The following is an 18,925-nucleotide window of genomic DNA, read 5'->3' on the forward strand; positions in this document are numbered from 1 at the left end:
CGCGCAGCGTCCGGAAACCGCACACGGACGCCGCGATCGATGTCACGGCACGCGATGAAGAAAGCCCGACCGGCTGGCAAGCGGTCGGGCTTTCTTCATTCATGCCGGCGTGCGCGACGCATTCACGGAGCGCGCCCGCTTGATTTTGAGAATGATCGGTTCTAATATCGGCATCCATGAGCCCGACTTCGACATCTTCCGGCGCCCGTGACAGGGGGCGCCCACGTGAATTCGACACCGCCGAGGTGATCGACGCCGCTGCACGCGTGTTCTGGGAGCAGGGGTATCACGCGACGTCGATCGACGCGTTGTGCGAGGCCACCGGCGTTTTCCGCGGCAGCCTGTACCGCACGTTCGGCGACAAGCATGGGCTGCTGGTCGCTGCGTTCGACCGCTATGCGGAAGGCGCGATCGCACGGCTCAAGGAGCGGCTCTCGGCCGATCTGCCGCCGCGGCAGGCACTCCGGGAGGCGCTCCTGTACTACACGGAAATCGGTGCGCGGCTGTCGGAGCGACGCGGCTGCTTCATCACGAATTCAGCCGTCGAACTCCTGCCCGGCGACGACGCACTGCGCCCGTACATCGAATCGACGCTGCTGCGCATCGGCACGCAATTCAGCCTGGCCGTCGCGCGCGGCCAGCAGGCCGGCGATTTCGACCGGCATCTCGATCCGGAAGAGGTCGGCCGATTCCTGCTGTGCCTGATCCAGGGCATGCGCGTGCTGGGCAAGTCGAGTGCGTCGGAGGCGGAGCTGGCATCGATCGTCGATATCGCGATGCGGGCGCTGACCTGATTTTTTTGACAATTTTGAGAATGATCGGTTTCAAATGTGGGGTATTCCGAATGCTCGCATTGCAACCGTGAAGGGCAGGCAAGGACAGCAAGACAGTTGACGCGACACTGCCGCTGCGCGCAGCCGCACCGGCATCATTTTTCAATTAATTTGGGAATGATTAGTCATGAATAACGCAACTCTCGCAGTGCCCGGCGCGAACGCGTACGGGAAAGGCGTCGTGGCCTGTATGGCCGCGACGATCCTGATGGGCGTGATGTTTCCGGTGATGACCGATGCGTTGCGGTACATCGATCCCTTTACGTTCACGTCGCTGCGCTATCTGATTGCGGGCACGGGCTTCATCGCGTTGCTGCGGATCGTCGAAGGGCCTGGTGCGTTCCGTTCGGGCGGCGAGCCGGTGGCGCTCGCGTGGCTGCTCGGGTCGATCGGCTTTTGCGGATTCGGATCGTTCGTATTCCTGGGGCAGCAACTGGCCGGCGACGAAGGCGCGCTGACCGCGTCGATCATGATGGCCACGCAGCCGATGATGGGGCTCCTGCTCAATGCCCTGTTGCGGCGCGTCGCGCCCGCGCCGGTGTCGATCCTGTTCGTCGTGCTGTCCTTTACCGGCGTGGCCCTCGTCATCACGCGCGGCGACGTGATCGCCGCGCTGCACGAACCGCGGCACTATGCGGCCAACGCGCTGATCGTCGTCGGCGCGTTGTGCTGGGTCGTCTATACGTTCGGCGCGGCGCGCTTTACCCGCTGGTCGGCGCTGAAATACACGACCTTCACGACGTGGCTCGGACTGACCACGATCGTCGCGGTCAACGTGGTGCTGATCGTCACGCACCGGATCGCGGCGCCGTCACTGGCCGCCGTGCACGCGGTGCTGCCGCATCTCGTGTACATGGGGCCGGTGGCCGGTTTCGGCGCGATCCTGCTCTGGATGACGGGCAACCGGATTCTCGGGCCGATGAACGGCGTGCTGTTCATGGACATCGTGCCCATCACGGCCTTCGCCGTTTCCGCATTCACGGGCGTCGTGCCCAATCGTGCGCAGATCGCAGGCGCCGCGCTGACGGGCACGGCGCTGATCCTGAACAACCTGTGCCTGCGGCGCAGGGCGCGTCGCATCGGCACGACGCCCGCGCGCGTGCCGTCGGTTACCCCATGAGCGTCGCGTCCTTCGCGCGTTACGAAAACACCACCGTCCGATCCCCGTTCAGAAACACCCGCCGCTCGATGAACGCCTTCACCGCGCGCGCGAGCGTGAGCGATTCGACGTCGCGCCCCACCGCGAGCAGTTGCTCGGGGCGCAGCGCATGATCGACGCGCTCGACCACTTGCTCGATGATCGGGCCTTCGTCGAGATCGTCGGTGACGAAGTGCGCGGTCGCGCCGATCAGCTTCACGCCGCGCGCATGCGCCTGGTGGTACGGTTTCGCGCCCTTGAAGCCGGGCAGGAACGAGTGATGGATGTTGATCGCGCGGTTCGCGAGCTTCGCGCTCGTCTCCTGCGACAGCACCTGCATGTAGCGCGCGAGGATCACGAGCTCGGCGCCGCTCGATTCGAAGAAGTCGAGCCACTGCGCTTCCTGCTGGGCCTTCGTGTCGGCCGTGATCGGGAAGTGGCGGAACGGCAGCCCGTGCTGCGCGGCGAGCGGCTCGAAGTCGGGATGGTTCGACACGATGCCGACGATGTCCATCTTCAGTTCGCCCATCCGCCAGCGGAACAGCAGGTCCGCGAGGCAGTGCTCGAGCTTCGACACCATGATCAGCACCTTGGGCCGTGCGTTCACGTCGTGGATGGCCCACTGCATGTCGCCCTGCCCGCCGCCGAGACTGGCCGCGATCGGCGCGAATTCGTGGCGCAGCGCATCGATCTGCAGCGTCTCATCCGTCGGATGAAAGACGCAGCGCACGAAGAAGCGGTTGCTGAGATCGTCGTCGAACACGCTCAGCGCATCGACGTAGCAGCGATGGCGGTCGAGAAAGCCGACGACGGCGGCGACCTGGCCGGCCGCGCTCGGGCACGACAGTGTCAGGACGAATTGATCGGGGCGGTGCTCGGCGGTCATGAGACTCCTCGGGTGGCATGGGCGTACGACCGTGCGGCGGCGCACGAAAGCGCCGCGCCGCGCGGGTAGCGGGAGGCTCAAGTAAATCAGGACGATTTCGGGGCGGATAGAACCAACGCGCCGTGTGGCTGGTATCGGCGCGCCAGCGCGCGGGGGCGGGCACGGCCCGTCAGGCGCTTGCGCACGCGTCGAGCAGCCAGCGCCGGAACACGTGGGTTGCGTCCGGCTCGGGCCGCTGCGGCGGCCGCACCAGGAAGTAGCCGCGCGACGTGACGACCGGCGCGTCGACGAGCTTCACGAGCTGCCCGGACGCGACGAGTTCGTCGACGAGCGGCGACCAGCCGAGCGCGACGCCTTCGCCGAGCAGCGCCGCATGGATCACGAGCGCGTAGCTGTTGAAGGTCACGCCGCGCGCGGCCGCCGCCGTATCGAGGCCGTGCGCGTCGAACCAGCCGGACCACGACAGCCAGCGCTCGGGGCGCGTCGGCTGCACGTGCAGCAGCGGCAGGGCGAGCAGCTGCTCGGCCCGCGCGACCTGCGGGTGCGCGTCGCGGAACGCGGGTGAGCACACGGGCGTGACCGATTCCGGAAAGAGCCTTGCGGCGGTGCACGACGGCCAGTGGCCGTCGCCGAACAGGATTGCGATGTCGCCATGGTCGCGCTGCGCGTCGTAATCCTGTGACGTGACGACACGCACGTCGACATCCGGCATCACGCGCTTCAGCCCGGCCAGGCGCGGCATCAGCCAGTAAGTCGCGAAGCCGAAGTCGGTGACGATCGTGAGTGCGCCGTGCTCGCGGCGCGCACGCAGGGTCGCGGTCGCGCCGCGCAGCGTGTCGAGGCTCAGCCGCACGGCTTCGTACAGGCACTGGCCGTCGGCCGTCAGCGTGACGCCGCGCGGGCTGCGTTCGAACAGCGGCACGCCCAGTTCGGCTTCGAGCTGGAACACCTGCTGGCTCACGGCCGGCTGGGTGGAGCCGAGCTCGCGCGCGGCGGCCGTGAAGCTCGCGAGCCGGGCGGCCGATTCGAACGCGCGCAGCGCCTGCATCGACGGTAACGGTTCGGATTTCGACATAAGTCTCTCTAATGGCCCCATAAGGGCCGGACGCCTACCCGCGCGAATTCGGGCGGGCGATAGTGCTTCGGACGGTGCGGCATGCGTGCTTCACGGCCCGCTTTGCAGCCCGCTTCACGGCCCGCTTTGCAGCCCGCTGCACGGGCGGCACGCAACGCATTCCGCGATTCTAGCCAGCGCGGCCCGCCCGTGCGGCACTTTCGTCGAACCGCTTCCGTCATGCCGGACGCCTCGCCGCGCGAGCGGCGAGACGTTCCAATCGAACACCGTTTTCCCCACGACCGCCGATGACGAACCCGACACCCAACATCCTGATCCTGATGGCCGACCAGCTCACGCCGTTCGCGCTGCCGGCCTACGGCAATCGCGTCGCGCGCACGCCGACGCTGGACCGTCTCGCCGCGCAAGGCGTCGTATTCGACGCCGCATACTGCGCGAGCCCGCTGTGCGCGCCGTCGCGTTTCTCGCTGCTGACGGGCAAGCTGCCGTCGGGGATCGGCGCCTACGATAACGCCGCCGAATTGCCGGCGCAAACGCTGACGTTCGCGCACTACCTGCGCGCGGGCGGCTACCGGACGATGCTGTCCGGCAAGATGCATTTCTGCGGGCCTGACCAGCTGCACGGCTTCGAGGAGCGGCTCACGACCGACATCTATCCGGCCGATTTCGGTTGGGTGCCCGACTGGGACAGCCCGGCCGAGCGGCCGAGCTGGTATCACAACATGAGTTCGGTGCTGGAGGCCGGCCATTGCGTGCGTACGAACCAGCTCGATTTCGATGACGAAGTCACGTTCGCGGCGAAGCAGAAGCTGTACGACGTCGCGCGCGAGCGGGCGGCCGGGCACGATGCGCGGCCGTTCTGCATGGTCGTGTCGCTGACCCATCCGCACGACCCGTATGCGATTACCCGGGAATACTGGGATCAATACAGCGACGACGAGATCGACATGCCGGCCGTGCGGCTCGATGCAGCCGACAGCGACCCGCATTCGCAGCGGCTGCGCTTCGTCTGCGAGAACGACCGCACGCCGCCGGCCGACGCGCAGATCCGCGCCGCGCGCCGCGCCTACTACGGTGCGACGTCCTACGTCGATGCGCAGTTCGGCAGCGTGCTGGCCGCGCTCGAACAGTGCGGATTCGCCGACGATACGATCGTGATCGTCACGTCCGACCACGGCGACATGCTTGGCGAACGCGGGCTCTGGTACAAGATGACGTTCTTCGAAGGCGGCTGCCGCGTGCCGCTGATCGTCCATGCGCCGGGCCGCTTCGGCGCCGCACGCGTGCGCGGGCCCGTGTCGCACGTCGACCTGCTGCCGACGCTCGTCGATCTGGCCGGCGCCGCGCCGGCCGGCGGCTGGCCCGACCCGGTCGATGGCGCGAGCCTCGTGCCGCACCTGCACGGCACGCCGGCGCACGACGTCGCGCTCGGCGAATACCTCGCGGAAGGCGCGGTTGCGCCGGTCGTGATGATCCGCAGCGGCGACTGGAAGTACGTGCATTGCCCGGCCGATCCCGACCAGCTCTACCACCTCTCCGACGACCCGCGCGAGCTGACGAACCTCGCCGGCACGCCGGAAGCGGCCGACGTGCTCGCCGCGTTTCGCGCGCAAGCCGCGCAGCGCTGGAACCTGCCCGAGCTGGACCGGCAGGTGCGCGCGAGCCAGCGGCGCCGGCGCTTCCATTACGCGGCGACGACACAGGGCCGTATCCAGGCGTGGGACTGGCAGCCGTTCACCGACGCGAGCCAGCGCTACATGCGCAATCACATCGAACTCGACACGCTCGAGGCGATGGCGCGTTTTCCGCGCGTCGGGCGCTGAGCGTCCCGCATCGCGATCACTGACGAAAGACGGAGGAAGCGGACGATGGAACGGCAATGCAATGCAGCAATCCGGATCGGCGCGGCGCTCGCCGCAGCCGCGTGCCTGATGACGACGCAGGCCGCGCACGCGGCCGACCCGCAGACGTGCAGCGACGTGAAGATGGCGGCGCCCGGCTGGACCGACATCGATGCGACGAACGCGATGGCGGGCGTCGTGCTGAAGGCGCTCGGCTACCGGCAGGACGTGGCGAACCTGTCGGTGCCGATCACGTACCAGGGGCTCAGGAAAGGGCAGGTCGACGTGTTCCTCGGCAACTGGATGCCCGCTCAGGCGCCGCTCGTGAAGCCGTTCGTCGACGAGAAATCGATCGATGTGCTGCACGCGAACCTGAGCGGCGCGAAGTTCACGCTCGCGGTGCCCGATTACGTGGCGGCCGCCGGCGTGCATACGTTCGCCGATCTCGGGCGCTACGCGGACCGCTTCGGCGGCAAGATCTACGGGATCGAGCCCGGCGCGCCCGCGAACCAGAACATCAAGCGGCTGCTGTCCGACCATGCGCTCGGCCCGGCGAACTGGTCGCTGGTCGAGTCGAGCGAGACGGGCATGCTCACGCAGGTCGAGCGAGCGGTGCGCGACAAGCGCTGGATCGTGTTCCTCGCATGGGAGCCGCACCTGATGAACACGAAGTTCCACCTGACCTACCTGTCGGGCGGTGATGCGTATTTCGGCCCGAACTACGGCGGCGCGACGGTCAACACCGTCACGCGCGCCGGATTCGCCGGCCAGTGCGCGAACCTCGCGCGGCTGTTCCGGCAGATGACGTTCTCCGTCGACGTCGAAAACCGGATGATCGCCGACATGCTCGACCACAAGACATCGCCCGCGCTCGCGGCGCAGCATGCGCTGAAGGCCGACCCGGCGCTGGTTGCCGGCTGGCTGGACGGCGTGACGACGGCGGCCGGCGCACCGGGCCTGCCGGCCGTGCGCGCGGCCCTCGACGGTCACTGATTCGCTCCCTCCGGGCGGCCGGTTTTTACCGCGCCGCCGTCTACGTGTTTTCCCGACCGGTCGCATCATGACCATTTGGTGTCGCCTTCAGACGGGTGACGCGAAATATGGGTTTGTATTTTTCGCCAATGGCTGCGTTATTGCGGAAAACGAAATTCCGAAGCCATCAGGCGTACCGAATTCGAATCCACCGGCGCATCGCGGCGCGCGCCGGAACGAGGTTCGTTCCATCGAACGGTTCAGGGAGGGTGGTCGATAATGAAGCATACGAAAGTTGCCGTAGCCGCCGCGCTTGCATGCGCGGCCTGTGTACCCGCCATCGGGCATGCGCAGAGCAGTGTGACGCTGTACGGGATTCTCGACGCGGGCATCACGTACGTGAACAACACGGGCGGCTCGCACGTGGTCAAGTTCGACGACGGCGTCGCGTACGGAAACCGTTTCGGCCTCAAGGGCACGGAAGATCTCGGCGGCGGCCTGAAGGCCGTGTTCACCCTCGAGAGTGGTTTCCACCTCGGCAACGGGCAGCTCGGCTTCGGCGGCGCGGAGTTCGGCCGGCAGGCGTATGTCGGCCTGCAGAACGACTGGGGCACGCTGTCGTTCGGCAACCAGCTCGACATCACGAACGAACTCGTGTCGATCTACAACATCTCCGCGTGGGGCAGCGGCTATGCGATCCACCAGGGCGACTTCGACCGCTTCAACGGCGACCGCCTGCCGAACTCGGTGAAGTTCCTGTCGAACGACCTGAGCGGCTTCAAGTTCGGCGCGATGTACTCGTTCGGCAACGTCGCGGGCAACTTCCATCGCAACAGCGCATGGAGCGCGGGCGCGAGCTTCACGAAGGGCGACTTCTCGATCGGCGCCGCGTACACGCGCCTGAACAACCCGAACGGCATCTATGCGTTCGACCCGTACGCGATGATCGGCACGCACACGTTCCTCGGCCAGCAGACCGTCACCGTCGATCCGGCGACCGGCGCACGCACCGACCTGTTCGCGAACACGCCGATGGACGTCGACAGCCAGGGCACGTTCGGCATCGGTTCGAGCTACACGATCGGCAAGCTGACGCTCGACGGCAACTTCTCGTACACGACGATCAAGGGCTTCGGCCAGTCGTCGCACATGCAGGTCTATGAAGGCGGCGGCTCGTACCAGTTCACGCCGGCGTTGAGCCTGATTGCCGGCTACCAGCACACGCGCTTCGAAGGCCACCACTGGAACCAGGGTACGGCGGGCCTGCATTACCTGCTGTCGAAGCGCACGGACGTGTACATCTCCGGCGACTACCTGCGCGCGTCGCAAGGCGTCGATGCGGTGATCGGCTACAGCTTCACGCCGTCGACGACGCAGACGCAGGCCGACGTGCGGATCGGGATGCGGCATTCGTTCTGAGCGGGGGTGCGGGACAGCGATATCTTCAGCGAGAGGTCTCTCTTTGGCGCGAACCGAGGTTCGCGCTTTTTTTTTGACGGGTGTAATCGGGCATCGGATCCGCGTGGGTCAGCGCCGGCCGCGTGGCTATGCCCCGGGATCGTCACCGGGAACGGCTGTCCGATGGTATTGACCGTTGCCGTCCATAGACGTTAGCATCGTCCGCATGCTTGATCGCGCCCTTTCCCCCTCCTCGCTTGTCCGCGCATGTTGTCAGAACGTGCCAGGGGGACATTGCGTCCAGCGAACTCGCTGAACGTTCAAGCAATCGCCTTCCGGCCGCCTGTGATGCAAAACAGGCGGCCTTTTTGTTTTTGGGCCGACACTTTCGGGACGGAGCAACTCGATGCCGCTTGCGCTGTATGACACCTGGTCGCGTACCGTGCGCCCCTTCACGCCAATTCGGGCCGGGCAGGTCGGCATGTACTGCTGCGGCCCCACGGTCTACGACGACGCCCACATCGGCAATCTGAGAACCTACGTGTTCGAGGACCTCCTGCGCCGCGTCCTGGAGCGCAACGGATACGCGGTCCGGCACGTCGTCAACATCACCGACGTCGGCCACCTGACTTCGGATGCGGACGAAGGCGAAGACAAGATGGAGAAGGGGAGCCGTCGGACCGGCGAGTCGGCGTGGGCCATCGCCCGGCGCTACACCGAGGCTTTCGTCCGGGACTGGCGCGCGCTCCACCTGCTCGAGCCGACGGTCTGGTGCCGCGCCACCGATCACATCGCCGAGCAGATCGCGTTCATCGATACGCTCGACCGGGCCGGCTACGTCTATCGGACGGCCGACGGCCTCTACTTCGACACCAGCCGGCAGGACGACTACGGTTATCTTGCGCGGCTGGATCGCGCGGGGTTGCAGGCGGGCAAGCGCGTGGCGCTGGGGGAGAAGCGGAGTATCACGGATTTTGCGTTGTGGAAGTTCAGCCCGGCCGGCGTCAAGCGGCAAATGGAATGGGACAGCCCGTGGGGGCGCGGCTTTCCGGGCTGGCATATCGAATGCTCGGCGATGTCGGCGAAGTATCTCGGGACCTTGTTCGATATCCATTGCGGCGGCGAGGATCATATCGCCGTGCATCACAGCAACGAGATTGCGCAGACGCGGGCGGCTCACGGCACGCACCTCGCGAACTACTGGATGCACGGGCACTTCCTCACGCTCGACGCCGATACGAAGATGTCGAAGTCGAGCGGCGATTTCGTCCGTCTGCAGACCTTGCAGAGCCGCAATGTCGATCCGCTCGCGTACCGCTACCTGTGCCTGACAGCCCACTACCGAAGCAAGCTGCATTTCACGTGGGCGTCGCTCGACGCGGCGCACACCGCGCTGAATCGACTGCGGCACCTCTATGCCGGCTGGCCCGACGGCGGGCGCGTCGATGCGGATTTCGTCGCGCGATTCGACGCCGAAGTGAACGACGACCTGAACCTGCCCAGGGCGCTTGCGGTGCTGTGGGATCTGGTCAGGAGCAACCTGCCGCCCGCGACCCTGAAAGCGACCGTGGACAGCTTCGACACCGTGCTTGGCCTCGATTTGCGCGAATGGAGGCCGGTTGCGCTCGACGTTCCGGAATATGTTCGCGCGTGGCTCGGTGAGCGTGAGCGCGCGAGGGCGGACAAGGATTGGGCGCAAGCCGACCGGATCCGGGAAGCGTTGAGCACCGAGGGTTGGAGGGTCGAGGACACGCCGGAAGGTCAGCGTCTGTTCGGCGTCGCAACGGGCTCGAGCGATAGCGGCGTTCCGACGCGATGACGTTCGCGGGCCGCCTGCATCGGAAGATCCTGTAACCGGGCCGCCGGGTGGTGGCCCGGCGGCCGCGGTCGACGCGGCGGCCGGAATCGTCGGTAACCGCGCCCACGGCCCGTTTTCCGCGGTTGGCGATATCATCGCGCTTTGGCCGCGTCTGCACCGTTGGCGCGCGCACGCAGCGGCGTGCGCGGTCGTTTCCCGAACGGTACCGGCGCGCAGCGCTGCTCGCCGAGACCTCGATGACCGACTCCGTGCCCGACTCCAGCCCCTTGTCCCCGTTACCCGCGAACCTGTTCCGCCACGCCCCGTTCCAGCGCTTCTGGGGCACGCGCGTGATGTCTTCCCTGGCTTTCCAGATCCTGTCGGTCGCCGTCGGCTGGTATGTCTACGCGCTCACGCATAGCGCGTTCGCACTCGGGCTCGTCGGCCTCGCGCAGTTCGTGCCGATGTTCGCGCTGACGCTCGTCGTCGGGCAGGTGGCCGACCGCTACGATCGCCGGCGCATCGCGACGATCTGCCAGAGCGTCGAGGCGCTGGCCGCCGGCGTGTTCCTGCTCGGCGCTGCGCAAGGATGGCTGGCCGCGCCGGCCGTGTATGCGCTCGCCGCGATCGTCGGCACGGCCCGCGCGTTCGAGTCGCCGTCGGTGTCGTCGCTGCTGCCGGCTGTCGTGCCGCGCACCGACCTGCCGCGTGCGACCGCGCTGTCGACGTCCGCCAACCAGGCCGCGCAGATCCTCGGGCCTGCGTTCGGCGGGCTGCTCTATGGTGTCGGTGCGCCCGCCGCGTTCGGCACGAGCGTCGCGGCGTTCGCGATCGCGGCGATGCTGAGCGGCACGATTCCGCTGCGCAGCGCGCCGCCCGCCCGCGAGCCGGTCACGCTGCGCTCGGTATTCTCCGGGATCGCGTTCATCCGGCGCGAACCGGCGATCCTTGGCGCACTGTCGCTCGACCTGTTCGCGGTGCTGTTCGGCGGCGCAACGGCGCTGCTGCCGATCTACGCGCGCGATATCCTGCAGGTCGGCCCGTGGGGGCTCGGCGCGCTGCGCGCGGCGCCCGCGGTCGGCGCGCTCGCGGGCACGCTGTGGCTCACGCATTTTCCGCTGAAAGGGCGGCCGGGCCGTGCGATGTTCGGCGGCGTGATCGCGTTCGGCATCGCGACGATCGTGTTCGGCGTGTCGCGGCACTTCGCGCTGTCGCTCGTGGCGCTGGCCGCGCTTGGCGCGTCGGACGTGGTCAGCGTCGTCGTGCGCCTGTCGCTCGTGCAGCTTCGCACGCCCGACGACATGCTCGGACGCGTGAGCGCGGTCAATTCGCTGTTCATCGGCACGTCGAATCAGCTCGGCGAATTCGAATCGGGCGTGACGGCCGCGTGGTGGGGCGCGCCGACGGCGATCGTCGTCGGCGGCGCCGCGACGATCGCGGTTGCGCTCGCCTGGATGCGGCTGTTTCCGCAGCTCACGAACATGAAGTCGCTCGAGCGCGACGTCTGACGCGCATCAGGCGTCACGCGTCCTGCGTCACGCGCACGGCCGTGCCGTAGCAGATGACTTCCGTCACGCCCGCGCCGATCTCGGTCGAGTCGTAGCGCATCGCGACGATCGCGTTCGCGCCGAGCTTGCGCGCATCGTCGAGCATCTTGTCGAATGCCTGCTGGCGAGCCTTCTCGCACAGCGACGTATACAGCGTGATGTTGCCGCCGAAGATCGTTTGCAGCGATGCGCCAAACGAGCCGACGATCGAGCGCGAGCGCACGACGATGCCCTGTGCGACGCCGAGCGAGCGAACGGTCGTATGGCCGGGCAGGTCGAAGGCGGTCGTGACGCGAGCGGGCGACAGGTCGTCGATGGAGCGGGAGGTGTCGGTCATGGCGGGAGGCGTGTAGCGGAGTGGTCGAGTGACGATTCTATCCGGATGCGCGTGCGTGTCCGGTTCGATCGAGTCGAACGCGCGGCACGTTACGCGCCATGAAGCTTCCGTAGCGGTCGTTTTTGCATGCGTCTCCACGAGGCGCCGACCGACATCATCGGGAAGGAAGCGTGTGCGAACGACGCGCACGCGCTTCCTTCATTTCCGCATGGATCGACGGACGAACGAGCGGCAACGCGCCGTCAGGGTTTCGCGATCGTACCGCCGTTCCCGCCGAGATCGACCGCATAGGCGAGCGCCAGCTTGCCGAACTTCAGCGCATGGTTCGCCTGGCGATCCGAATTCTCCAGCGTGTCGTTCACGGTATGGATATACGGGCTGTCGTTCTGGTCGGCCTCGAACGGGAACGACGCCGGATACCCTTGCGCATTCCACGACGCGTGATCCGAGCATGCATAGCCGCACTGCGACGTGCCGATCGCGAGTTCAGGCAGGTAGGTCTTCGCCAGATTCGTCAGGTAGGTGTTCTGCGCCGCGTTCGTGTAGTCGGTGATCAGGTAGATGTCCTTCGGATCGCCCTTGTAGTTCGTCATGTCGAGCTGCAGCACGCCAGCCACGTTCGCATTCTGCGCGCGGAACTGCTTCGCGATCGCCTTCGAGCCGAGCAGCCCGGCTTCCTCGGCCGCGTATCCGACGAACTTGATCGTCCGCTTCGGCTTGTAGTTGTTCGCCAGCAGCACGCGCAGCGCTTCGGTCAGGCTCGCGATACCCGATGCATCGTCATCCGCACCGGGCGAGCGCGTGTTCTCCGTCGTGCGGCCGACCGTCGAGTCGAGGTGGCCGCCCAGCACGACGGTGCCCGCGGCCGGATCGCTGCCACGGATCGTCAGGATCACGGATTTCTGCGGAAAGCCCGTGTGCGCGAACTGCTCGACGGTGATGTCGGCGCGCGAACCCGCCAGCTGCTTCCACTGCAATGCGAGCCAGTCCGATGCGGCGACACCGTGCGACGTCGTGTAGTAGCGGTTCGTGAAGCCGGACAGCGACGTGATCGTGCCGACGATGTTGCTGGCTTGCAGCTGCTGGATCCACGTGCCGATTTGCGGTGCGTTCGATACCTTGTACACGGCGGCGGTGGCCTGTTTCGCGAGCGTCGGCGGCAACGGCTGCAATGCCTGGCGCGCTTCGTCGAACGACGCATGCACGACATAGCCTGGCCCGTGGCCGCGCGTATGGTGAACGGCGTGGGCGAGCTCGCCAAGCCGTGAATCGTCGATTTCGACGACGTGAACGGTTTCGCGGCGCGCCGCGCCGTCAGCCGTCTTGCCGGCGTCGACGGTCGTGCTGTACTGCGCGGCGGCGCCGGCGTCGATCCGTTGCAGCTGGCGGAACGCGGCGTCACCGAGTGTGATCCACACCGGCGTCGCATGCGCGGCGGCGGTCAGCAGCATGCCGCCCAGTGCGACGCTCAGGCGGCTCAGTTTCAGAGTAGGCATGTTCGATCTCGTGAGGATGGCGATGTCGGGGAAGAGGGCGTGCCGCAGGCCGTGCGATGCGCCCCCGCCTGCTGCGGAATTACGACTTCTTCGGTACGGTCACGCCGTACGTGCAACTCTGGTTGTACGCATTGCCGATCGCGGTGAGTTGCGCATTGCTGTAGCCGAGCGCGGATGCGGCGGTCAGCACGGCCTGCGCGGCGGCCTTCTGGTTGGTCGAGCTGTTGGTCATCGACAACCCTTTCAGGAACGCCTTGTCCATCGCCTGCGCACCGATCGCGTCGCGCGCGACGAGGTTGCACGAGGCCCAGTACTGGCCGGCCGTATGGATCTCCGCGCCGCGCGCCTGCGCATAGGTGCGCCCGACGTTCCAGTTGGTCACGCGGCCGCCCCAGAACTCGTTGTGGCCGTCCCAGTTGTAGACCCAGTAGTACTGCGCATCCGACGGGCTCCACTGGTTGAAGTCGCGGCTGTATGCGGCGGCGAGATAGTCGCCGGTGCCTTCGGACAACCCTTCCTGCTGCGACAGGCCGCCGTTCGTCACCCAGTCGTGGATGCCGTGGCCGAGCTCGTGGATCACGACGTCCGCATCCTCCGCATCGTCGACGCCGCCTTGACCGAAGGTCAGCCGGCCGCTGCTCGACGAGTACGACGAGTTGTCGTCGCCCGATTCGCCGTGCGGGTCGTACTGCACACCGCCCGTGTACTGGTACGGCAGCGCCTTGATACCGAGCGTCTGGTTCACGTAACGCAGGAACGTGTCGATGTGGTAGTACGCGTTCACGGCCTCGAAATACAGGTTGCCGCGCGTGAACTCGAACGCGGGCGTCGACTGCACGGGGCACGCCTTGTCGAGCGGCGCATCGAAATCGACGCATACCGCGTATGGGCCCGACAGCGAGTAGCGCGCGCCCGACTGCGCGAGATCCTTCAGCGTCACGCGTACGCGTGCAGCGGTGAGCTGCGACGAATCGGCGTCGTTGCTGTCCTTGTAGCCCGTGCCGCCGTAGCTGCTCCTGGTCGGCGACAGCGGATCGGGCCGGAACACGAAGCCCGTGCCGTCGGTCGCGTAGAACGCCTTGTCCTCGGCGCGCAGCACTTCGCCGCTGCCCGAGTCGATCAGCAGTTCCCAGTCGCCTTTCGGACCGTCGTTCGGGCGGCCGCGCACCTTCCACGCGGTATGCGTGCCCATCTTGTCGACGAACGCGACGAGCTGCGCATCGAGGTTCGTGAAGCCGCTCACGCCGAGATACGCGCGTGCGCGGTCGAGCGCCTGCTGCTGGTCGACGGCCTGCGACTTGCGCGACGTCGCCACCACGCCGTTGATCGTGTTGCTCGCGACGTACAGGATGCGGCCATCCTTCGCGACCGTCACCGCGATGTCGCTGCCGTACACGGGCAATCCGGCCGCCTGCTGCTGCAGGCGCACGACGGTGAAGTCGGCATCGTTGCGCTCCGACGTGACGACGAGGCTCGCGAGCGCGGTTGCGTCGAGCCCGAGCTGCGTGGCCTGCGACGCGACGAAGTCGCGCGCGGTGGCGGCAGGCGTCGTGGCGGCTTTCTTCGCGCGATACGCGGGGTTGTACAGCGTGACGGCGACGCCGTCCGGGCGGAACTGCCCGGCGGCCGTATCGGCCTTGGCGGCCGGTGGCGCGACGCCGCGCGTCAGGCTTTCGCGCAGGCTCGTTGCTTGCGGATTCGAGACTTTCGTATCGGCCGCCGTGCCGCCGACGATGCCGAAACCGAGCGCGAGACCCAGGGCGAGCGGCAGTGCTTTGCGTGATGTCTGCATACGTGATCCTCATCTCAACGGTTGGACACGCCCGCGCGTTCGGGGCGCGCAGGCACGACACGGCCCGCGCGCCGATTCGATGGAACCGGCGCGGCGCAGCGGTGTTGGGGGTGTCGACTGACTAAGGAACCCTAAATGTCAGGTCGAAAAGAAACAGGCGGGCGAAGGGCGGGGGGAGCGGACGAAGAAGCGAACGGCAGGCAGGTGCGGCGACGGCGAATCGAGCATCGTCATGTCATACCCCTCGGATCGGATCGATATCGGTCGATAGCCCGCGTAGTGCGATGCGCGTCTGGACGCAGCACGCATGTCGTTAGGCTACCTATCTAACTTTTTTTGGTATGTTACAGAATATTTTCAGCGACATTCCAATTTATTTTCGATGACCACTTCGGTTCGTCGATCAATCGCCTGAATTGTTCAGCGAGCGGCGGGAAACGCTGCCGGAACGTGCAATACCGCGCTGGATTGTGCTTGAAACCGGCGGCAATCAGCGTGTCGCGCGCCGGTCGTTGCGCGGGCTCAACCCGAATCGCGTGCGATACGTGCGCGAGAAATGCGACGGCGATTCGAAGCCGCACGCGACGCACACCGATGTGATGCTCATGTCGGTCTGCTGCAGCAGTTCGCGTGCGCGATCGAGGCGCAGGTTCAGGTAGAAATGCGTCGGCGTGTCGTTCAGCGTCGCGCTGAACAGCCGTTCGAGCTGGCGGCGCGTAATCGATACCTCTTGCGCGAGCGCATCGGAGCCGAGCGGGTTTTCCATGTGCCGCTGCATCGTGCCGATCACCTGGATCAGCTTGCGGTTGTGCACGCCGTAGCGCGCGGCGATCTCGAGCCGCTGGCTGTCGGAGCGCTGCCGGATCCGGCTGACGACGAACTGCTCGGAGATCGCTGCCGCGAGATCGGCGCCGTGCCGCCGCCCGATCAGGTCGAGCATCATGTCGATCGACGCGGTGCCGCCCGCGCACGTGATGCGCCGGTCGTCGATCTCGAACAGCTCCTGCGTCGCGTTCAGGCCGGGGTAGCGTTCGCGGAACGCGGCCAGCGCTTCCCAGTGCAGCGTGAGCGGTTGCGACGCGTCGAACAGCCCGGCTTCCGCGAGCACGAAGCTGCCCGTGTCGATGCCGCCGAGCGTTGCACCATGACGGTGCTGGCGGCGCAGCCAGTCGCCGATCGCGCGCGTGTAGCACACGAGCGGATCGAAGCCCGCGACGACGAACACCGTATCGACGTTGCCGACCTCCGCGCACGCGGCTTCGGCGGCGACCGGAATGCCATTGCTCGCGGCGACGGGCGCGCCGTCGGCGCTGATCACGTGCCAGCGATAGAGCTCGGCGCGAAAGCGGTTCGCGACGCGCAGCGGTTCGACCGCGGACATGAAGCCGAGCGCGGAGAAGCCGGGCAGCAGCAGGAAGTGGAAATCCTCGGGCATCGGGGCAGGGGATGGGTTCCGGTGGTCGTCGCGTCTGGCACGCGATGGCGAACCGACGGGCACGCGCCGCGGCCGGCTCGCAGGCGCCGAACGGTCGGCGTCAGCGGCGGATTATCGCGGGTTTTGCGCGTCGACGGCGTGTTTTCGCGGCGCGCCCGGCCCGGCGCGCGGTGGCCGACGGCGGTTCGTCGGCACGACTCGCCGGACAAAAAAAACGCCAACCCGGCCGGGTTGGCGTTTCGCGTGGCGATGACCGGTATCAGAACTGGTTCATCGTGTTGTCCTTGCCTGCCGCCTTCAGCGCTGCTTCGCCGCTGAAGTATTCCTTGTGATCGTCACCGATGTCCGAGCCGGACATGTTCTGGTGCTTCACGCAGGCGATACCCTGACGGATTTCCTTGCGCTGCACGCCGGCCACGTAGCCCAGCATGCCCTGGTCGCCGAAGTATTCCTTGGCCAGGTTGTCGGTCGACAGCGCGGCGGTGTGGTACGTCGGCAGCGTGATCAGGTGATGGAAGATGCCTGCTTCACGCGATGCGTCGGCCTGGAACGTGCGGATCTTCTCGTCGGCCAGCTTGGCCAGTTCCGTCTCGTCGTATTCCACGCTCATCAGCTGCGCACGGTCGTAGGCCGACACGTCCTTGCCCTCGGCCTTCATCGCGTCGTACGCCTGCTGACGGAAGTTCAGCGTCCAGTTGAACGACGGGCTGTTGTTGTACACCAGCTTCGCGTTCGGGATGACCTTGCGGATCTCGCTGACCATGCCGCCGATCTGCGCGATATGCGGTTTTTCGGTTTCGATCCACAGCAGGTCGGCGCCGTTTTGCAGCGCGGTGACGCAATCCAGCACGCAGCGCGCTTCGCCCGTGCCGGCGCGGAACTGGAACAGGTTGCTCGGCAGGCGCTTCGGACGCAGCAGCTTGCCGTCGCGCTTGATGACGACGTCACCGTTGCCCAGTTGGGCGGCCGACAGTTCTTCGCAATCGAGGAACGAGTTGTACTGGTCGCCCAGGTCGCCCGGCGTGTGGGTCACGGCGATCTGCTTGGTCAGGCCGGCGCCCAGCGAGTCGGTACGGGCCACGATGATGCCGTCGTCCACGCCGAGTTCCAGGAACGCGTAGCGGATCGCGCGGATCTTCGCGAGGAAGTCCTCGTGCGGCACGGTGACCTTGCCGTCCTGGTGGCCGCACTGCTTCTCGTCGGACACCTGGTTTTCGATCTGGATGCAGCATGCGCCCGCTTCGATGAACTGCTTGGCCAGCAGGTACGTGGCTTCCGCGTTGCCGAAACCGGCGTCGATGTCGGCGATGATCGGCACGACGTGCGTGACGTGGTTGTCGATCTTGTCCTGGATCGCGGCCTTCGCCGCCGCATCCTTGGCGGCGTCCAGCTCGCGGAACAGGCCGCCCAGTTCACGGGCGTCGGCCTGGCGCAGGAACGTGTACAGCTCGCGGATCAGCGCGCTGACCGAGGTCTTTTCGTGCATCGACTGGTCCGGCAGCGGGCCGAACTCCGAGCGCAGCGCGGCAACCATCCAGCCGGACAGGTACAGGTAGCGGCGTTCGGTGCTGTTGAAGTGCTTCTTGATCGAGATCATCTTCTGCTGGCCGATGAAGCCGTGCCAGCAACCCAGCGACTGCGTGTACTTGGTCGGGTCGGCGTCGTAGGCGGCCATGTCGGCGCGCATGATCTTCGCGGTGTACTTGGCGATGTCCAGGCCCGTCTTGAACTTGTTCTGGGCACGCATGCGGGCGGCGTACTCGGGGTTGATCGCATTCCACGCGCTGCCGTGGTTTTCTTTCAAACCGGCAACTGCCTTGATGTCGTCTTGATACTGGGCCATGTCAATCTCCTGGGAGCAAAGCGCGTTTGAGTAACTGGTTGAGCGTGCCCGCTGCGTCTGTCGAAGCGAACTGCATGGACAAATAGTAACGCCGCCCGTCGAGCTTTTGGCGATGTCTTATATAAGACATAAGACATTATTTTTCTTGTTTTTCAATGAGATACGTTGCAGTTTTTGCGATGTAAAACATGTTTTCAAGCGACGAAAAGACAACGGCGTGAGAATCCGGCGTGGATTCCGCAATGCGAAATGCCCTTTCGGCTGCTGGAGACCGGGCCAGCTTCACATGTGCCCGTGGCACCTGTTCGTCGGAGCGGCGCGAGCGCCGCGGGGCCGAAGCCGCCCGGCCCGCCGTTTCGTCCGGGCCGAGTCGAACATATCGCGCCGCATGTGGACAAGCTGAATCCATCTGTCATTCCCGCGAAAACCCCGCCCACCAAGTCTCTTGGGAAACCTAGTGGTTTCCACTCATAGTCGCAAACAGTCAAGAACAGGTCGCCGCCGGTCTTCTCGCGGCCAATATGGCTCGTTACT

15 protein-coding genes are annotated in these 18,925 nt (G+C 66.3%); 7 read left to right on the plus strand and 8 right to left on the minus strand.

The features are described 5' to 3' along the window. Window positions 1-176 precede the first annotated feature (176 nt). Entirely contained in the window at window positions 177-794 is a 618-nt protein-coding gene (locus tag HWX36_RS16510) for a TetR/AcrR family transcriptional regulator (RefSeq protein WP_175953119.1), read from the plus strand. Window positions 795-960: 166 nt separating this feature from the next. Next, complete coding sequence (locus HWX36_RS16515) at window positions 961-1,953, plus strand: DMT family transporter (RefSeq protein WP_175953120.1); 993 nt, start codon at window positions 961-963, stop codon at window positions 1,951-1,953. Window positions 1,954-1,972: 19 nt separating this feature from the next. Here HWX36_RS16515 and purU read toward each other — a convergent pair whose 3' ends face one another. Further along, a complete protein-coding gene (gene purU, locus HWX36_RS16520) occupies window positions 1,973-2,857 on the minus strand; it encodes a formyltetrahydrofolate deformylase (protein ID WP_175953121.1) in 885 nt (294 codons plus the stop codon). 169 nt (window positions 2,858-3,026) lie between these two features. Then, a complete protein-coding gene (locus HWX36_RS16525) occupies window positions 3,027-3,932 on the minus strand; it encodes a LysR family transcriptional regulator (protein ID WP_175953122.1) in 906 nt (301 codons plus the stop codon). A gap of 287 nt (window positions 3,933-4,219) precedes the next feature. Here HWX36_RS16525 and betC point away from each other — a divergent pair, with 287 nt between their 5' ends. From betC to HWX36_RS16550, 5 genes are all read left to right on the plus strand, one after another. Continuing rightward, the gene (gene betC / locus HWX36_RS16530) at window positions 4,220-5,755 is read left to right on the plus strand and encodes a choline-sulfatase (RefSeq protein ID WP_175953123.1); all 1,536 of its coding nucleotides are present in this window, start codon (window positions 4,220-4,222) and stop codon (window positions 5,753-5,755) included. 45 nt (window positions 5,756-5,800) lie between these two features. Further along, complete coding sequence (choX, locus tag HWX36_RS16535; RefSeq protein WP_175953124.1) at window positions 5,801-6,766, plus strand: choline ABC transporter substrate-binding protein; 966 nt, start codon at window positions 5,801-5,803, stop codon at window positions 6,764-6,766. Window positions 6,767-7,024: 258 nt separating this feature from the next. Further along, window positions 7,025-8,164, plus strand: a complete 1,140-nt coding sequence (locus HWX36_RS16540) for a porin (RefSeq protein ID WP_175953125.1) — start codon at window positions 7,025-7,027, stop codon at window positions 8,162-8,164. A 385-nt stretch (window positions 8,165-8,549) separates the two neighbouring features. After that, a complete protein-coding gene (gene cysS / locus HWX36_RS16545) occupies window positions 8,550-9,962 on the plus strand; it encodes a cysteine--tRNA ligase (protein ID WP_175953126.1) in 1,413 nt (470 codons plus the stop codon). A gap of 236 nt (window positions 9,963-10,198) precedes the next feature. Further along, window positions 10,199-11,449: an MFS transporter gene (locus HWX36_RS16550; RefSeq protein WP_175953127.1), complete on the plus strand. Its 1,251-nt coding sequence runs from the start codon at window positions 10,199-10,201 to the stop codon at window positions 11,447-11,449. A gap of 13 nt (window positions 11,450-11,462) precedes the next feature. Here HWX36_RS16550 and HWX36_RS16555 read toward each other — a convergent pair whose 3' ends face one another. The 6 genes from HWX36_RS16555 to HWX36_RS16580 all read right to left on the minus strand — a co-directional run bounded on the left by HWX36_RS16555 (window position 11,463) and on the right by HWX36_RS16580 (window position 18,800). Further along, the gene (locus tag HWX36_RS16555; protein WP_175953128.1) at window positions 11,463-11,825 is read right to left on the minus strand and encodes a YbjQ family protein; all 363 of its coding nucleotides are present in this window, start codon (window positions 11,823-11,825) and stop codon (window positions 11,463-11,465) included. Window positions 11,826-12,067: 242 nt separating this feature from the next. Then, entirely contained in the window at window positions 12,068-13,321 is a 1,254-nt protein-coding gene (locus HWX36_RS16560; RefSeq protein WP_175953129.1) for a M20/M25/M40 family metallo-hydrolase, read from the minus strand. Window positions 13,322-13,400: 79 nt separating this feature from the next. Beyond that, window positions 13,401-15,113, minus strand: a complete 1,713-nt coding sequence (locus HWX36_RS16565; RefSeq protein ID WP_175953130.1) for a M36 family metallopeptidase — start codon at window positions 15,111-15,113, stop codon at window positions 13,401-13,403. Window positions 15,114-15,603: 490 nt separating this feature from the next. Beyond that, complete coding sequence (locus HWX36_RS16570; protein ID WP_175953131.1) at window positions 15,604-16,548, minus strand: GlxA family transcriptional regulator; 945 nt, start codon at window positions 16,546-16,548, stop codon at window positions 15,604-15,606. A gap of 259 nt (window positions 16,549-16,807) precedes the next feature. Beyond that, on the minus strand, window positions 16,808-18,391 hold the full coding sequence (locus HWX36_RS16575; protein ID WP_175953132.1) for an isocitrate lyase: 1,584 nt from the start codon (window positions 18,389-18,391) through the stop codon (window positions 16,808-16,810). Window positions 18,392-18,527: 136 nt separating this feature from the next. Continuing rightward, on the minus strand, window positions 18,528-18,800 hold the full coding sequence (locus tag HWX36_RS16580) for a hypothetical protein (RefSeq protein WP_175953133.1): 273 nt from the start codon (window positions 18,798-18,800) through the stop codon (window positions 18,528-18,530). Window positions 18,801-18,925: the final 125 nt, after the last annotated feature.

Origin of the sequence: Burkholderia sp. BCC0405, from assembly GCF_902833075.1 — a bacterium.
GTDB lineage: Bacteria > Pseudomonadota > Gammaproteobacteria > Burkholderiales > Burkholderiaceae > Burkholderia.

What these genes read in the sequence shown, in the direction of transcription:
- HWX36_RS16510 (WP_175953119.1), top strand. Translation starts at nt 177, where the DNA reads ATGAGCCCGACTTCGACATCTTCCGGCGCCCGTGACAGGGGGCGCCCA.
- HWX36_RS16515 (WP_175953120.1), top strand. Translation starts at nt 961, where the DNA reads ATGAATAACGCAACTCTCGCAGTGCCCGGCGCGAACGCGTACGGGAAA.
- purU (WP_175953121.1), bottom strand. Translation starts at nt 2,857, where the DNA reads ATGACCGCCGAGCACCGCCCCGATCAATTCGTCCTGACACTGTCGTGC.
- HWX36_RS16525 (WP_175953122.1), bottom strand. Translation starts at nt 3,932, where the DNA reads ATGTCGAAATCCGAACCGTTACCGTCGATGCAGGCGCTGCGCGCGTTC.
- betC (WP_175953123.1), top strand. Translation starts at nt 4,220, where the DNA reads ATGACGAACCCGACACCCAACATCCTGATCCTGATGGCCGACCAGCTC.
- choX (WP_175953124.1), top strand. Translation starts at nt 5,801, where the DNA reads ATGGAACGGCAATGCAATGCAGCAATCCGGATCGGCGCGGCGCTCGCC.
- HWX36_RS16540 (WP_175953125.1), top strand. Translation starts at nt 7,025, where the DNA reads ATGAAGCATACGAAAGTTGCCGTAGCCGCCGCGCTTGCATGCGCGGCC.
- cysS (WP_175953126.1), top strand. Translation starts at nt 8,550, where the DNA reads ATGCCGCTTGCGCTGTATGACACCTGGTCGCGTACCGTGCGCCCCTTC.
- HWX36_RS16550 (WP_175953127.1), top strand. Translation starts at nt 10,199, where the DNA reads ATGACCGACTCCGTGCCCGACTCCAGCCCCTTGTCCCCGTTACCCGCG.
- HWX36_RS16555 (WP_175953128.1), bottom strand. Translation starts at nt 11,825, where the DNA reads ATGACCGACACCTCCCGCTCCATCGACGACCTGTCGCCCGCTCGCGTC.
- HWX36_RS16560 (WP_175953129.1), bottom strand. Translation starts at nt 13,321, where the DNA reads ATGCCTACTCTGAAACTGAGCCGCCTGAGCGTCGCACTGGGCGGCATG.
- HWX36_RS16565 (WP_175953130.1), bottom strand. Translation starts at nt 15,113, where the DNA reads ATGCAGACATCACGCAAAGCACTGCCGCTCGCCCTGGGTCTCGCGCTC.
- HWX36_RS16570 (WP_175953131.1), bottom strand. Translation starts at nt 16,548, where the DNA reads ATGCCCGAGGATTTCCACTTCCTGCTGCTGCCCGGCTTCTCCGCGCTC.
- HWX36_RS16575 (WP_175953132.1), bottom strand. Translation starts at nt 18,391, where the DNA reads ATGGCCCAGTATCAAGACGACATCAAGGCAGTTGCCGGTTTGAAAGAA.
- HWX36_RS16580 (WP_175953133.1), bottom strand. Translation starts at nt 18,800, where the DNA reads ATGGATTCAGCTTGTCCACATGCGGCGCGATATGTTCGACTCGGCCCG.